The sequence below is a fragment of the Zoogloea sp. genome, from assembly GCF_028693495.1.
In the GTDB taxonomy this organism is placed as follows: domain Bacteria; phylum Pseudomonadota; class Gammaproteobacteria; order Burkholderiales; family Rhodocyclaceae; genus Zoogloea.
This window is the reverse complement of record NZ_JAQUVG010000036.1, coordinates 14933-30007: the sequence shown is the minus strand read 5'-3', so window position 1 is coordinate 30007 and position 15075 is coordinate 14933. Positions and strand designations below refer to the sequence as shown.

Annotated in this window: 18 protein-coding genes and 1 pseudogene; 11 read left to right on the top strand and 8 right to left on the bottom strand. The window is 63.6% G+C overall.

Going from position 1 to position 15075, the window contains the following annotated elements; genetic code table 11:
- Together PHD22_RS07960 and PHD22_RS07955 are read right to left on the bottom strand one after the other, a co-directional pair.
- A partial coding sequence (locus PHD22_RS07960) for a TRAP transporter large permease subunit (protein WP_299864795.1) occupies window positions 1–1273 on the bottom strand: 1273 nt, incomplete at its 3' end.
- Window positions 1274–1864, bottom strand: a complete 591-nt coding sequence (locus PHD22_RS07955; RefSeq protein WP_299864792.1) for a TRAP transporter small permease subunit — start codon at window positions 1862–1864, stop codon at window positions 1274–1276.
- Window positions 1865–2073: 209 nt separating this feature from the next.
- Between PHD22_RS07955 and PHD22_RS07950 the strand changes: the two genes are divergently transcribed.
- From PHD22_RS07950 to ribD, 5 genes are all read left to right on the top strand, one after another.
- Window positions 2074–2712 carry a histidine phosphatase family protein gene (locus PHD22_RS07950; RefSeq protein ID WP_299864789.1) on the top strand — a complete coding sequence of 213 codons (639 nt, stop codon included), beginning with the start codon at window positions 2074–2076 and terminating at the stop codon, window positions 2710–2712.
- 94 nt (window positions 2713–2806) lie between these two features.
- Entirely contained in the window at window positions 2807–4846 is a 2040-nt protein-coding gene (locus tag PHD22_RS07945) for a methyl-accepting chemotaxis protein (protein WP_299864786.1), read from the top strand.
- A gap of 79 nt (window positions 4847–4925) precedes the next feature.
- Window positions 4926–6176, top strand: coding sequence for a serine hydroxymethyltransferase (glyA, locus tag PHD22_RS07940; RefSeq protein ID WP_299864783.1), 1251 nt, complete (start codon window positions 4926–4928; stop codon window positions 6174–6176).
- A gap of 44 nt (window positions 6177–6220) precedes the next feature.
- On the top strand, window positions 6221–6703 hold the full coding sequence (nrdR, locus tag PHD22_RS07935; protein WP_299864780.1) for a transcriptional regulator NrdR: 483 nt from the start codon (window positions 6221–6223) through the stop codon (window positions 6701–6703).
- Window positions 6704–6713: 10 nt separating this feature from the next.
- A complete protein-coding gene (gene ribD / locus PHD22_RS07930; protein ID WP_299864777.1) occupies window positions 6714–7802 on the top strand; it encodes a bifunctional diaminohydroxyphosphoribosylaminopyrimidine deaminase/5-amino-6-(5-phosphoribosylamino)uracil reductase RibD in 1089 nt (362 codons plus the stop codon).
- A 9-nt stretch (window positions 7803–7811) separates the two neighbouring features.
- Here the strand turns inward: ribD and moeB are convergent, their stop codons facing one another.
- The 3 genes from moeB to PHD22_RS07915 all read right to left on the bottom strand — a co-directional run bounded on the left by moeB (window position 7812) and on the right by PHD22_RS07915 (window position 10529).
- Window positions 7812–8561: a molybdopterin-synthase adenylyltransferase MoeB gene (gene moeB, locus PHD22_RS07925; protein WP_299864774.1), complete on the bottom strand. Its 750-nt coding sequence runs from the start codon at window positions 8559–8561 to the stop codon at window positions 7812–7814.
- Window positions 8562–8622: 61 nt separating this feature from the next.
- Window positions 8623–9075 carry a hypothetical protein gene (locus PHD22_RS07920; RefSeq protein WP_299864772.1) on the bottom strand — a complete coding sequence of 151 codons (453 nt, stop codon included), beginning with the start codon at window positions 9073–9075 and terminating at the stop codon, window positions 8623–8625.
- 38 nt (window positions 9076–9113) lie between these two features.
- Window positions 9114–10529 (bottom strand): S41 family peptidase, encoded by a 1416-nt coding sequence (locus tag PHD22_RS07915; RefSeq protein ID WP_299864769.1) that lies wholly within the window; start codon window positions 10527–10529, stop codon window positions 9114–9116.
- Window positions 10530–10787: 258 nt separating this feature from the next.
- Here PHD22_RS07915 and PHD22_RS07910 point away from each other — a divergent pair, with 258 nt between their 5' ends.
- From PHD22_RS07910 to PHD22_RS07885, 6 genes are all read left to right on the top strand, one after another.
- Window positions 10788–11105: a metalloregulator ArsR/SmtB family transcription factor gene (locus tag PHD22_RS07910; protein ID WP_299864766.1), complete on the top strand. Its 318-nt coding sequence runs from the start codon at window positions 10788–10790 to the stop codon at window positions 11103–11105.
- Window positions 11106–11159: 54 nt separating this feature from the next.
- Window positions 11160–11567 carry a rhodanese-like domain-containing protein gene (locus tag PHD22_RS07905; RefSeq protein ID WP_299864763.1) on the top strand — a complete coding sequence of 136 codons (408 nt, stop codon included), beginning with the start codon at window positions 11160–11162 and terminating at the stop codon, window positions 11565–11567.
- A 2-nt stretch (window positions 11568–11569) separates the two neighbouring features.
- Complete coding sequence (gene grxC, locus PHD22_RS07900) at window positions 11570–11839, top strand: glutaredoxin 3 (protein WP_299864760.1); 270 nt, start codon at window positions 11570–11572, stop codon at window positions 11837–11839.
- 69 nt (window positions 11840–11908) lie between these two features.
- On the top strand, window positions 11909–12370 hold the full coding sequence (gene secB, locus PHD22_RS07895) for a protein-export chaperone SecB (protein ID WP_299864758.1): 462 nt from the start codon (window positions 11909–11911) through the stop codon (window positions 12368–12370).
- On the top strand, window positions 12370–12822 hold the full coding sequence (locus tag PHD22_RS07890; protein WP_299864719.1) for an SH3 domain-containing protein: 453 nt from the start codon (window positions 12370–12372) through the stop codon (window positions 12820–12822). The genes secB and PHD22_RS07890 overlap by 1 nt, the downstream gene beginning before the upstream one ends.
- A gap of 5 nt (window positions 12823–12827) precedes the next feature.
- The gene (locus PHD22_RS07885) at window positions 12828–13808 is read left to right on the top strand and encodes an NAD(P)H-dependent glycerol-3-phosphate dehydrogenase (RefSeq protein WP_299864716.1); all 981 of its coding nucleotides are present in this window, start codon (window positions 12828–12830) and stop codon (window positions 13806–13808) included.
- Between the two features lie 18 nt (window positions 13809–13826).
- Here PHD22_RS07885 and PHD22_RS07880 read toward each other — a convergent pair whose 3' ends face one another.
- From PHD22_RS07880 to PHD22_RS16905, 3 genes and pseudogenes are all read right to left on the bottom strand, one after another.
- Window positions 13827–14291 (bottom strand): tRNA (cytidine(34)-2'-O)-methyltransferase, encoded by a 465-nt coding sequence (locus PHD22_RS07880; protein ID WP_299864713.1) that lies wholly within the window; start codon window positions 14289–14291, stop codon window positions 13827–13829.
- Between the two features lie 33 nt (window positions 14292–14324).
- Window positions 14325–14792: a phosphoribosyltransferase family protein gene (locus PHD22_RS07875; protein ID WP_366520700.1), complete on the bottom strand. Its 468-nt coding sequence runs from the start codon at window positions 14790–14792 to the stop codon at window positions 14325–14327.
- Between the two features lie 48 nt (window positions 14793–14840).
- Window positions 14841–15014: pseudogene (locus tag PHD22_RS16905) on the bottom strand (double zinc ribbon domain-containing protein); the annotation flags it as partial.
- Between the last annotated feature and the right edge of the window lie 61 nt (window positions 15015–15075).

Below are 15075 nucleotides of genomic sequence, written 5' to 3'. Positions count from 1 at the left end.
CCTGGATCACCACGAAGGGAACGGCACCCCAGTAGATGTCGGTGGTCTTGACTGCCTTGGGGGCCACCGAACGCAGGTAGAACAGGGCGAAACCGAAGGGCGGGTGCATGAACGAGGTCTGCATGTTGACCCCCAGCAGCACGCCGAACCAGATCAGGTCAATACCCAGCTTCTCTGCTACCGGCGCCAGCAGAGGCACCACGATGAAGGCCAGTTCGAAGAAATCCAGGAAGAAGGCCAGCAGGAAGATCAGGATATTCACCACGATCAGGAAACCCACCTGCCCGCCCGGGAGATCCACCAGCAGGTGCTCGACCCACAGGTGGCCTTCCACACCATAAAAGGTCAGGGAGAAGACCCGAGCCCCGATCAGGATGAAGATCACGAAGGTGGTGAGCTTGGCCGTGCTTTCCATGGCCTGCTTGAGCAGCGGAATGTCGAGGCGCTTGCGCATCATCGCCATCGCCAGGGCACCGAAGGCCCCCATGGCTCCACCCTCGGTAGGCGTGGCAATACCCAGGAAGATGGTGCCCAGGACCAGGAAGATCAGCATCAACGGCGGGACCAGGCTGGTCAGCACCCGCAGGAAGAGTTTGCCACCCCGCAGGGTACGGGCTTCCGGGGGCAGGGCCGGGGCCGCTGCGGGCTTGAACAGGGCAATCAGGGCCACGTAACCCACATAGAAGCCCGTCAGCACCAGGCCCGGGACCAGCGCGCCCTGGTACATGTCGCCCACCGAACGGCCTAGTTGATCGGCCATGATGATCAGCACCAGAGAAGGCGGAATGATCTGGGCCAGGGTGCCGGAGGCAGCGATGACGCCAGTGGCGAGACGCTGATCGTAGCCGTAGCGCATCATGATCGGCAGGGAGATCAGGCCCATGGAGATCACCGAGGCGGCCACCACGCCGGTGGTGGCGGCGAGGATCGCGCCAACGAAGATGACCGCGAAGGCGAGGCCGCCGCGCACCGGGCCGAACAACTGGCCGATGGTATCGAGCAGGTCCTCGGCCATCCCCGATCGTTCGAGGATCAGGCCCATGAAGGTGAAGAAGGGAATGGCCAGCAGGGTGTCATTGGACATGACCCCGAAGATGCGGTCAGGCAGGGCCTGGAACAGGGCCGGAGTGAGCAGCCCCAGTTCGATCCCGATCAGGCCGAAGACCACACCGTTGGCAGCCAGGGCAAACGCCACCGGATAACCGAACAGCATGAAGGCGACCAGCGAGATGAACATCAGGGGCGCCATGTTGGCGGTGATGAACTCGACCATTTATGCGTTCTCCTCACGTTGCTTCTGGATGGCCAGAGCCAGCTCTTCCTCGGCAGAAGGCCCCTTGTGCTTCACGTTGGGGTCGTCGATCAGGCCCTGCAGGAAGGCAAAGCGCTTGATCAGCTCGGAGAGGGCCTGCAGGATCAGCAGCGCAAAACCGACGGGAACCAGCAGACGCACCGGCCAGACGATCAGGCCGCCGGCGTTGGAGGAGTACTCGTTGTTGAGGTAGGAATTGACGAAAATCGGCCAGGACAGGTAGAGCACCGCGACGGCCATCGGCGCCAGGAAGAAGATCGTCCCGATGATGTCGATCCAGGCATGGACCCGGGGGGAAAAACGGCCGGCAATCACGTCGATGCGCACATGTTCGTTGCGCATCAGGGTGTAGCCGCCGCACAGCAGGAAGATTGCGGAGAACAGGTACCACTGGATTTCCAGCAGGCCGTTGGAACTGTAATTGACGGAGTAACGCACGAAGGCATTGATGGCGCTGATCAGGGTCATGATCAGCACAAGCCAGATCGTGGCCTTTCCGACACGCTCGGAAAGGCCGTCGATGGCGCGTGATAACTTGAGCAGGGCTTGCACGTCCCGCACCTCCTGTAGTCTTTGGAAAACTTTATCTGGAGCCGGATGCCCCCCTTTGGTGGGACGGAATTATCGGCGCGCTGCAGATCGGAACAATCAGGGATTACGCCTACCGCTACGTCAGCCTGCGAACCGGCTGCTGCAGTGCACCGAAAAGCCGTGCGATACTCCCGCCACTTCCCCGCGCCATCCTGTCTCCGGAGAGTTTCATGTCCACCCGCATCTGCCTGGTCCGTCACGGCGAGACCGCCTGGAACGCCGAACGCCGTCTCCAGGGCCACCTCGACATTCCCCTCAACGACCGGGGCCTGACTCAGGCCCGGGCCACCGCAAAAAGCCTGACTGGAGAATACTTTCACGCGGCCTACAGCTCCGACCTGACCCGGGCGCGCCAGACCGCCTGCGCCATTGCAGACCAGTGCGGACTGGCCCTGTCCTACGATGAACGGCTGCGCGAGCGCCATTACGGCGCCTTCCAGGCGCTCACCTACGACGAGGCGCGGCAACGCTACCCGGCGGACTACCATCGTTTCGAGCAACGGGATCCGGAATTCGTCTTTCCCGACGGAGGGGAGAGCCTGCGGGTGTTTGCCGACCGGATCCATGCCGTGCTCGAGCAGATTGCCGAACGGCACCGGGACCAGACGGTGCTGATCGTGACCCACGGGGGCGTTCTCGACATCGCCCACCGGCTGTCCACCCGCAATCCCCTGGAAACCCCCAGGGACTTCACCATTCCCAACGCAGCCCTCAACTGGATCGCTCACGATGAGCAGGGGTGGCAGTTGCTCGCCTGGGCCGAGCAGCGTCACCTCAACCAGGCGCTGGACGAACTACCCAATGCCTGAGCGGGCTTCTCCATAGGTAAACATTAAAGTTTCCCGGCGGCCGGCCGTTGCCCTGATCCACCTCAACCTTGCTGCAGGCCGGCAGGAGTCCGACATGCTGAATCTCAATCGCCAATCCCTCGTGCACCAGATCGCCTTCACGGGCACGCTGGTCAGCCTCCTCATCTTCGCTGCCCTGATCGGCTTCACCACGCACTTTTCCGAACGGGCCGCCCTCGCCAAGACCGAAGAAGAGCTGACCAACCAGGTCAAGGGCGTCGTGACGATGCTCGAGCTGAGCCACGCCAACTCCTCCAGCAAGGCCAGCATGGGCCTGACGCGGGTGAAGGACAGCCTGGGCAAGCTGCAGGTGGGTCCCGACACCCAGACCATGGGGACCTACCAGGTCCCCATGGTCCGCAGCGGCGACCGGATCATCAACGGCAACACTGCCTTGCTCGAAGCCCTGCGCAAACAGACGGACTCGGAGCCGGCCCTGCTGGTACGCGTGGGTGACGATTTCGTGCGGGCCGCCACGCTGCTGAAGACCAAGGAGGGCAAGAGCACTGAAGGCACGCCGATTCCCGGCGACAGCCCGGAAGCGGGCAAGCTGCGCGCAGGCAAGCCCTATGTAGGCGTGGTCAAGCGCTCGGGCAAGTACTATATCTCGGCCATCGACCCCATTCTCGACGACAGCGGCAAAACCATCGCGGCACTCGCCGCACGGGTGAGCATCCAGGAAGACATGGAGCGTCTCTTCCAGGCCGTGGCGGCCATCAGGTCCGGTCAGACCGGCTACGCCTACATCATGACCACCCCTGCCGATCCGGCGAAGAGCGAGTTCATCCACCATCCGTCCGCGACAGGCAAGGTGCTGAGCGAGCTCAACGTCCCGGGCATGGCGGACATCGCAGCCGAACAGATCCGCCGCAAGAGCGGCATGATGACCTACGACTGGGCGCGGGGCCAGGGCGGCCAGTCCACGGCAAGCAAGATGGTGGCATTCGAGACCTCGCCCTCCTGGGGCTGGATCGTGACAACCGGCAGCTTCATTGACGAGTTCACCGTGGAAGCCCGCGCCATGCGCAACACCCTGGTCAGCCTGTGCCTCGCCGGCGCCACCTTGCTGACTTTGGTGCTGTACTGGATCACCCGCAACCGCCTGGGGCCGATCCGGGAGCTCCTCGAGGCCACCCGCCGCATGGGAGACGGTGACCTGAGCGTGCGCCTCCCCCCCACCCCCTCAGACAGCGCCAACGAACTCCACCAGATCAGCCGCTCCCTCGATGGCACCATCCGCCATATCAGCGAACTCATCAGCGACGTGATCCAGACCACCCAGACCGTTCGCACCACTGCCGGGGCCGTGCGCCAGGGCTCCGATGCGGTGGTGGACAGCACCTCGGCCCAGAACGAAGCCGCCAGTGGTCTTGCCGCGGCCATTGAAGAGCTTTCGGTGAGCATCACCCACGTTTCCGAAAGTGCGGCCCTCGCCCACCAGATCACCCAGCAGGCACAGGAACAGGCCAACAGGGGAGGACACAAGGTGCTCGAAATGGTCGCCGGGATGAACAGGATTGCAGACGAAATCAGCCGGGCGGGAGAGGCGGTCAACCTGCTCTCCGAACGCTCCGCGCGCATTTCCAACATCGGCCAGATCATCAACGACATTGCTGACCAGACCAACCTGCTCGCCCTCAATGCGGCGATCGAAGCCGCCCGGGCCGGAGAGTCCGGACGTGGCTTTGCCGTGGTGGCCGACGAAGTGCGCAAGCTGGCCGAACGCACGGCCAGCTCCACCCGTGAAATCTCTGCCACCGTGGCCGAAGTCCAGGGCGAGGCGGAGCGGCTTGTGACGATGATCCAGGGCGTCACGGGGCAGGTCGAGGGAGGCGTCCGCTCTGCCACCGAATCCGGGCAGATGCTGGAGACCATCCGCAACGAAAGCAGCCGTACCACCAGCGCAGTCAATGACATCGCCGATGCCACCCGGGAGCAGAGCGCAGCCAGCCAGGACGTGGCCAGGGGCGTGGAACGCATTGCCCAGATGGCGGATCAGAACAACCAGGTCACCCGCCGCAGCCACGAGCAGACCGCCTTGCTGGAGCAACTGGCAGCCGACCTGGAAGCCAAGGTCGGCCACTTCCGCGTCTGACACCACCGGTGCCATTCAGCAAGCGGCAACTGCCGTGCTAAACTTCACCTTTGACTTAAGCACACCCTCTCGGATAGCCATGTTTTCCAAGCAAGATACCCTCGCCAAGATCGATCCCGAACTGTGGCAGGCCATTGAGGCCGAAAACCGCCGTCAGGAAGATCACATCGAACTGATCGCCTCCGAAAACTACGTGAGCGCCGCCGTCATGGAAGCCCAGGGCTCCCAGCTCACCAACAAGTACGCGGAAGGCTATCCGGGCAAGCGCTACTACGGCGGTTGCGAGCATGTGGACGTGGCTGAACAGCTGGCTATCGAACGCCTCAAGACCCTGTTCGGTGCTGAGGCTGCCAACGTCCAGCCCAACTCCGGCTCCCAGGCCAACCAGGCGGTCCTGATGGCCTTCGCCAAGCCCGGCGACACCATCATGGGCATGAGCCTCGCCGAAGGCGGCCACCTGACCCACGGCATGCCCCTCAACATGTCCGGCAAGTGGTTCAACGTCGTGGCCTATGGTCTCAACGAGAAGGAAGAGATCGACTACGACAAGATGGAAGCCCTGGCGCGTGAGCACAAGCCGCGCATCATCATTGCGGGTGCTTCGGCCTATTCCCTGCGCATCGACTTCGAGCGCTTCGCCAGGATCGCCAAGGAAATCGGCGCGATCTTCTGGGTGGACATGGCCCACTACGCCGGCCTGATTGCCGCCGGCTACTACCCCAACCCGGTGCCCCACGCCGACGTGGTCACCTCCACCACCCACAAGACGCTCCGCGGCCCCCGCGGCGGCATCATCCTGATGAAGGCAGAGCACGAGAAGGCCCTCAACTCCGCCATCTTCCCGGGTCTCCAGGGCGGGCCCCTGATGCACGTGATCGCCGCCAAGGCCGTCGCCTTCAAGGAAGCCGCTACCCCCGGTTTCAAGAATTACCAGGAACAGGTCATCGCCAACGCTCGTGTCATGGCCCGCGTGCTGGGTGAGGAGCGCGGACTGCGCATCGTTTCAGGCCGCACCGAAAGCCATGTGTTCCTGGTAGACCTGCGCTCCAAGAACATCACCGGCAAGGCAGCGGAAGCCGCCCTCGGCAATGCCCACATCACGGTCAACAAAAACTCGATCCCCAACGATCCTCAGAAGCCCTTCGTCACCTCCGGCATCCGCATCGGCTCGCCGGCCATGACCACCCGTGGCTTCACCGAGATCGAGGCCGAGCGTATCGCTCACCTGATCGCCGACGTGCTCGACAATCCCGATGATGAGGCCGTCCTCTCCACCGTGCGCGCCAAGGTTTCCGAACTGTGTGGCCGCTTCCCGGTGTACGGCGCCTGAACGCCGTTTCCAGCGACGACGGCAGGCATTTCAGCCAGTAGCCCATGCATTGCCCCTTCTGCGGCGCCGACAACACCCAGGTCACCGATACCCGTGAAAACGAGGACGGTGACATTGTCCGGCGCCGCCGTCGCTGTGTTTCCTGTGACAAGCGCTTCACCACCTACGAGCGCATTGATCTCAAGATGCCCCAGGTGGTCAAGAAAAATGGCAGCCGTGCCGACTTCAACCGGGACAAGCTCCTAGGCAGCCTGAAGCTGGCCCTGCGCAAGCGCCCCGTCACCGCCGAAAACGTGGATGCCGCAGTGGACCGCATCGAAGCCAAGCTGCTGTCCATGGGCGAGCGGGAGATTCCCTCCGAACGCATCGGCGAGTTGGTGATGCGCGAGCTCAAGAAGCTCGACAAAGTAGCCTACATCCGGTTCGCCTCCGTCTATCGGGCCTTCGAGGACGTGGACGAGTTTTCCGAAGTGATCCGCGAAGTCAGCACCCGTCCCCGCGGACGGCCCCCAAAAATATCCCAATAGGCTCCCTGCCATGAACGGCACCGCCGACGATTACCGGTGGATGGCCCGCGCCCTGGAATTGGCCGCGCGGGGCCTGTTCACCACCACTCCCAATCCCCGCGTGGGCTGCGTGATCGTCCGGGACGGACGACTGGTCGGCGAGGGCTGGCACATACGGGCCGGCGAGCCCCATGCAGAAGTCCACGCCCTGGCCATGGCCGGGGACGCCGCCCGGGGGGCCACCGCCTACGTCACGCTGGAGCCCTGCTCCCACCATGGCAGGACGCCTCCCTGCGCCGACGCACTGGTCAGGGCCGGGATCGGTCGGGTGGTCGCCGCCATGGAGGATCCGAATCCCCTGGTAACCGGTCGCGGCCTGGCCCGGTTGCGGGAGGCAGGCATCGCCACCCTGGCAGGCGTCCAGGAGGCCGAGGCCAGAGAGCTCAATATCGGCTTCATTTCCCGCATGACCCAGGGCCGCCCCTGGGTGCGCCTCAAGGTCGCCGCGACCCTGGACGGCAAGACCGCCCTGGAGAACGGTGTCTCCCAGTGGATCACCGGCGAGCCGGCACGCAAGGACGCCCATCGCTGGCGTGCCCGCTCCTGCGCGATCCTTACGGGCATCGGCACCGTGCGCGACGATGATCCGCAACTCAATGTGCGGGCCATTCCCACCGAACGCCAGCCCCTGCGGGTGATCGTCGATGCCCGGCTGGAAACCCCTCTCAACGCACGGATCCTGGACGGGGGACCGGTTCTGGTGGCAGGCGCCGTCGACCAGCCGGAACGTATCGCAGCCCTGCAACGCCGGGGGGCCGAGGTGGTGGTGCTCCCCAACAGCGGCGGCAAGGTTGAGCTGTCCGCCCTGATGAGCGAGCTGGGCCGCCGCGGCATCAACGAAGTGCTGGCCGAGAGCGGCTTCAAACTCAACGGCTCCCTGCTCCGGGAGGGCTGCGTGGACGAGCTGATTCTTTATCTGGCCCCCAGCCTGGTGGGAGACGCCGCCCGCGGGCTGTTCAACCTGCCCGCCCTGACCTGCCTCGGGGACAAGCGACAACTGGTGTTCCAGGACGTCCGTCAGGTGGGCAAGGACCTGCGCATCATCGCCCGTCCGGCCTGAAAGACTGCCTCAGCGGCCCGCGCACACGCTGCAGGCCGGGTCCCGCACCAGGCGGATGCTGCGCCAGTCCATGGCCAGGGCATCCAGCAGAAGCAGTCGTCCCACCAGGGGATCCCCGCAACCTGCCAGCAGCTTCAGGGCTTCGGCAGCCTGGACAGTGCCGATGATGCCGGTGATTGGCGCAAAAACCCCCATCACCGCGCAGCGCACCTCCTCCACATCCTCTCCTTCCGGAAACAGGCAGTGGTAGCAGGGGCTCTCCTCCCGGCGCAGATCGAACACCGACACCTGCCCGTCGAAACGCACGGCAGCCCCTGACACCAGAGGCTTGCGAAACTGTACGCAGGCCCGGTTGATGGCATGCCGGGTGACAAAGTTGTCCGAGCAGTCCAGCACGAGATCGGCCGCAGCCACCTGCGCCTCCAGGTCGTTACCCTCAAGGCGCCGGACCAGGGGAATGACCCGAGTCTCGGGGTTGAGGCGGGCAAGGGCATCGCGACCAGACTCTGCCTTCAAACGCCCAACCCCTTCCAGGCTGTGCAGTATCTGGCGCTGGAGGTTGGTCAGATCCACGCTGTCTCCATCTGCCAGCACCAGGGTTCCCACGCCGGCCGCAGCCAGATACATGGCTGCCGGTGACCCCAGGCCCCCTGCACCCACCATCAGCACCCGGGATGAAACGATCGCCTGCTGGCCCTCGATACCGATCTGGGGCAACAGGATGTGTCGGGAATAGCGCAGAAGTTGATCGTCGTTCATGGCAGAGAAAAAAAGACGGCGCCCCAGGCGCCGATGCGCATTTACTTGAAAGCGCTGCGGCTTATTTGGAGACCCGCAAATCCGGTGGGGTGTCGTCGTGATCCCCATGGGGATGCGCCGCATAAGCGTTGATATAGACCTCGTGGGACTGCTTGATCAAGCGCTCGGGCGACTGCAGGTTATGCACCTGGGTGTCCTCAACGTAATAGATCAGGGCCCGGTGCAAACGGACCAACAAGGTCCTTTCCAACTGGAAACCCGCACGAACCAGGGACTCTTCAAGCAGCTCCAGGGTGTAGTCGAGCACGCTGTAATGAACCACGAGGCTCAGGGGATTCGTCCCCTGCTCGACCTGAACCCCCCTCAGGGCCGCAAGGGAACGTCGAGCTTGCTGGACTTGTCCCTCAGGCCAGGCCTTGAAGCGGATCTCGCGCATCTTGGCAATGCCGGCGCGCCCATGGTGATGACTTCCATGCTTGCGCCCCGCCAGCTTGTATGCAGTTTCCCGCCTCATACCTCACCCTCCGGCTCAAATGGCAGCGACCATACCCTTCATTGAGTCTTGGTCTGCAGGATCTGCAGCCCCTTCAACATATTCACAGCCTGGGCAAGCTGGTGGTCATCCTTGCCCGCCAGCTCGAAGGGGGCCTTCACGTCATCCGCCTCATCCTTCGACTTGGGATCCTTGTCCTTGGGCCTGGCCGTACCGTCCTTGCGGGGCTGAGCTGCTTCGGACTTGATCAGCTCCGGCTCCTTGCCATTGCCCAGATGACGCACGAGGTCTGCCTCCCTCAGGCGGTCACGGGATGTACCGTTCGAGCTTTCCTCAACCACGATGTCCGGCACGATGCCCTTGGCCTGGATCGAGCGGCCGCCGGGGGTGTAGTAACGGGCTGTGGTCAGCTTGATGGCCGCATTGCTGTTGAGGGGCAGGATCGTCTGCACCGACCCCTTGCCAAAAGTCTGGGTTCCCATGATGACTGCCCGCTTGTGATCCTGCAGGGCGCCTGCCACGATCTCCGAAGCCGACGCCGAGCCGCCATTGACCAGCACCACCATTGGCACCGTCTTGATGGAGGCAGGAACAGTGCGGATGTAGTCCTCCCGGGCACCACGAAGGTAATCCTCGGGAACTGCCAGATACTGACGCTTGGCATCATCGGCACGACCATCCGTGGACACGACCAGTGCCTTGTAGGGCAGGAAGGCCGCCGAAACACCTACGGCACCATGCAGCAGGCCACCCGGATCATTACGCAGGTCAAGTACCAGCCCCTTCAGATCACCCTGCTTGACCAGTCTGTCCAGGTGCTGGACCAGGGACGCTGCGGTCTGCTCCTGGAACTGGACCACCCTTACGTAGCCATAGCCCGGCTCGACAAGCTTGGATTTGACACTCTGCACCTTGATGACTTCGCGCACCAGGGTGACGACGATGGGCTTTGCCTCGCCCTTGCGCATGATCGTCAGGACGATGCTGCTCTTGGGCTTGCCCCGCATTTTCTTGACGGCATCCCCCAGGGCCATCCCCTTCACGGGAGTGTCATCGAGCTTGATGATCAGATCACCCGCCTTGACCCCGGCCCGGAAGGCTGGCGTGTCTTCGATCGGTGAGATCACCTTGACCAGCCCATCCTCGGATCCGACCTCGATACCCAGGCCACCGAACTCACCCTGGGTCCCCACCTGCAACTCCTTGAAGGCTTCCGCATCCAGGTAGGCCGAATGGGGATCCAGGTTGGAGAGCATGCCGCTGATGGCATGCGTGATCAGCTTCTTGTCATCCACGGGCTCCACATAGCCCTGCTTGATCGCATTGAAGACATCCGCCAGATTGCGCAACTCCTCCACTGGCAGGGGCGCCAGGCTCCCTGCCTTGTCAGCGTTGGCGGAAAAATTGAGGCTGATCAGAACCCCGGCACACAGCCCGGTGAATACCAGGCCTGCTTGTTGCACTCTGCTGCGCATCTGTGGTGTCTCCGGTCAGGCGCCGCGGGCCCCACGCCCTCGAGCAACGCCGTCGCATCCCCCTTCCAGGGGCTTTAAACATAATGGTCCGAAGAGTATAACCGGATTGTTTCCATGGCTGCGAAGCACCCTCCGAAGCCTTGGCCGGAAACAGGAAACCCTGACGGGGACCGCCTGCCCCGGCGGTTCCCGCAGCGCATCCATGCCGGAAAAATGGTATTTTATAGAACTGACTTCCCTTCAGCTTTTACCGTTTTTGTGAAAACAGACATCGTCGATCTCATTGCCCGCCAGGAGCATATCGAAACCGCGGCCAGGGCCCTCAAGGCGATCTCTCACCCCCTTCGCCTCAAGATCCTCTGTGTTGTGGGAGACGAGGAAGTCTGCGTTCAGGACATCGTCGAAGCCGTAGGCACCTCCCAGAGCAACATTTCCCAGCATCTGGCCATCCTGCGGGACAAGGAGGTTCTGCTGACCCGGAAGGATGCCAACCGGGTCTACTACCGGATTGGCGACAAGCGCACCCTGCAGTTGATCGCCATGATGCGGGAAGTCTTCTGCCGCGACGACAACTGAGTCGCACAGCCCCTCCAATACCCCCGTCCGTACCCTCTCTCCGGAGTTCGTTTAGTGGAATTCATCCAGCAAAACTGGCACTGGGCCGCCCTCGCTGCCGTCAGCGGCACCATGCTCATCATTACCTCCGTCCGTGGTGCCCGCGGTGTTTCCCCTGCTCAGGCCACCGCCCTGATCAACCGGAATGACGCGATCGTCATCGACGTGCGGGAGACCGCCGAATTTGCCGCAGGTCATCTGCTCAATGCCCGCCACATTCCCGCAGGCGAGCTGTCCAACCGTCTGGGCGAGCTGGAAAAGTTCAAGGACAAACCCGTCATCCTGAACTGCCAGAGCGGCGGACGTTCCGCCTCCGCCTGCGCCCTCCTGCGCAAGGCCGGCTTCACCCAGGTGCACAATCTCAACGGCGGCATCATTGCCTGGGAGCAGGCCGGCATGCCCATCACCAAAAAGAGGAAATAACCATGCAACCCAAGGTCCTCATGTACACCACCGCCGTCTGCCCCTATTGCGTCCGGGCCGAAGGGCTGCTCCGCAGAAAAGGCGTTGCGGACATCGAGAAGGTGCGCATCGACACCGACCCGGTACGCCGCGATGAAATGATGGAACGAACCGGACGCCGTACCGTGCCCCAAATTTATATCGGCGACCACCATGTGGGCGGCTGTGACGACCTGTTTGCCCTCGATCAGAGCGGCAGGCTCGAGCCGCTTCTGCGTGGAGAATCCGCCTGAACGGGTCACTCCGTTCAGGCCCTGCCCTTCAGATTGAATTCAGTCCCTTTACCAACCGGAAACCACACCATGTCCGAAACCGCGCAACAACCCGTCTTCTCCATTGAAAAGCTCTACGTCAAGGATCTCTCCCTGGAAGTGCCCAATGCACCCCAGGTCTTCCTGGAGCGGGAACAACCCCAGATCAACGTCCAACTGCGGACCGAAGGCAACGGCATCGATGACGGCCTCTTCGAAGTGGCCCTGAGCATCACCGTGACCGCGCAGTTGCCGGAAGACAAGACCATTTTCCTGGTGGAAGTGGTTCAGGCCGGCATCTTCCAGATCCGCCACGTGCCCGAGGAAGATCTGGAGCCGATCATGATGATCGGTTGTGCCAACATCCTCTTTCCCTACGCCCGCGAAGCCATCTCCGATGCTGTCTCCCGTGCCGGCTTCCAGCCCGTGATCCTGGCTCCGGTCAACTTCGAGGCCCTCTACCAGCAGAACCGCGCTGCCCAGCAGTCGGGCACTGACGTTCCGATCCAGTAATGGTCCTGCGCCGCCTTACCGCTGCCAGCCTGCTCGGCCTGCCGCTTGTGCTGGCCGCGGCAGGCGCGGGCGCTTCGGATTTCCGCTCCCTCGCCGAACCGGGAATCCTCTATGACGCGCCCTCCAAGCAGGGAAAGCCCCTGTTCGTCATCCAGCGCCACACCCCCGTCGAGACGGTGGTGAACATTGACCGATGGGTCAAGGTCCGCGATTCCGCAGGCAGCCTGCTCTGGCTGGAGCGTCGCCTACTCTCCGAGAAACGGACCCTGATCATCACCACGGCCAGGGCGGATGTCCGCCAGAAGCCGGATGCCGCCGCCCCCCTGGCCTTCGAAGCCGTCAAGGATGTGGTGCTGGAGCTTGCCGACAAGCCGGCTGACGGCTGGGTTCGGGTCAGACACCGGGACGGCACTGCGGGCTTCATCCGGGTCAATCACGTCTGGGGGCTCTGACACGCATGCGCATTACCGTCTTTGGAGCCGGCGCCTGGGGTACGGCGCTGGCCATCGCCTTCAGCCGTAACCACGAGGTCACCCTGTGGAGCCGGGAACCTGCCGAAATCCATGCCCTGCGTGCTGATGGCGAGAACCGGCGCTACCTGCCCGGCGTTTCCCTGCCGGCGGAGATACATTTCAGCGCGGACCTCGAGCAGGCCGCCCAGGCAGACCTGCACCTGGTCGTCACGCCCCTGGCAGGCCTGCGCCTGACGGCCCGGGCCCTGCAGGCCTCGGCTCCGGGAACACCCTTCCTGTGGGCCTGCAAGGGGCTGGAAGCGGGTACCGCCAAACTGCCTCACCAGATCGTTGCCGAGGAGCTTGGCGAGCGTGCCGCCTGCGGTGTGCTCACCGGCCCGAGCTTTGCTGCCGAGGTCGCCCAGGGCCTACCGGCCGCCGTCACCATCGCCGCCCGCGACGGGGACTTTGCCCGCCACTGGGTCCAGGCCCTGCACAACACCCGCCTGCGCCTTTATGCCAATGACGATCTGATCGGCGCTGAAGTGGGAGGCGCCGTGAAAAACGTGATGGCGATTGCCGCCGGCGTATCCGACGGCATGGGCTTCGGGCTCAATGCCCGGGCGGCCCTGATCACCCGGGGCCTGGCAGAAATCACCCGGCTGGGCATCGCGCTGGGAGGCCGTCGGGATACCTTCATGGGCCTCGCCGGCCTGGGCGACCTGGTACTCACCTGCACGGGCGATCTCTCCCGCAACCGGCGGGTCGGCCTGATGCTGGCGGACGGCAAGACGCTCCCCGAGATCCTGCAGGCCCTCGGCCACGTGGCCGAAGGGGTGAGCACCACCCGTGAGGTGGCTGCCCTTTCTGCCCGCCTCGGCGTGGACATGCCCATCACCCAGGCAGTGGACGGCGTGCTCCAGGGCAGCCTGTCCGCCCGGGACGCCGTCGAACAACTCCTTGCCCGGGATCCTAAGCAGGAATAAGCCCGGCCGCGCTGCGGCTCAGCCCCCCCCCTGGTAGCCATTCTGGCGCCAGGCCTCATATACCACCACGGCAGCGGCGTTGGAGAGGTTCAGGCTGCGGTTGTCCGGCCGCATCGGGATACGCAGGCGGCAGTCGTCACCAAACTCCTGATGCAGTTCGGGAGGCAAGCCCCGGGATTCGGAACCGAAGACAAACACATCACCCGGCAGGAAGGTCATTTCACCCAGACCACGGGCACCATGGGAAGTCAGTGCAAACATGCGCAGTCCCGCCAGCGCCGAGCGGCAGGCAGCCCAGTTCTCATGCACCGTCACCACCGCCATGTCCCGGTAATCCAGGCCAGCACGGATCAACTGCTTTTCTTCGAGGGTGAAACCCAGGGGTTTGACAAGATGCAGGCGAGCGCCGGAATTGGCACACATGCGCATGATATTGCCGGTGTTCGGTGGAATTTCCGGCTGATGAAGGACGACATGGAACATGGGGACGAATTGTGCCCTCGCAACCCCGGCACATCAACCGGGCGGAGGGGTACGGGCAAGGATCCGGTTCTCCACCGACGTTGCACCCACGCCTTTGAGGGTTCGAGCCAGCTCGGCCAGGGTCTCGCCCGTCGTCATCACATCATCGACCACCACCACGCGCAAACCCGCTACCGGCACCTGAACCCGGAAGGCCCCCCTGACGTTGGAAGCCCGTGCCCTCCAGGGAAGGCCTGCCTGAGGAACGGTATTGACATCCCGGGCGATCCCGTCCAGCAGGAGGGGCACCCCCCACAACTGCGCCAGGGGCCGCGCCAGTTCCGCCGCCTGATTGAAACCACGGTTCAGCAGCCGCGACGGATGCAGAGGCATCGGCAGCACCAGATCAGCTTGCGGTGCAGGCAGACCCGCCATCAGGTCCACGAACAAGCGCCCCAGAGCCAGGCGGTGAGCGTATTTCAGGGCCTGGACCAGCCGATCCGCCGGAAAGGCGTAGTCCATCACGGCCAGACTCCGGTCAAAGGGCCGCGGCTGCACCAGGCAGTGACCGCAAAGCTGCCCCTGAGGCTGCGGCAGCGCGCAACAGGGACAGCGTGGCACGCCGACGCCAGGCAACTCCATCAGGCAACGAGAGCACAACGCAGCGTCTCCACTACCTGCCCCACAGGCAAAACAGGTCTGGGGAAACAAGATCCTCAGCAGTCTGCGCCGCCATCCAAGCACCTGATTTGACAAGTCCTGACCCCTTCATGGAAACTTGAGAGCTACGGTAATTTTGAATTAC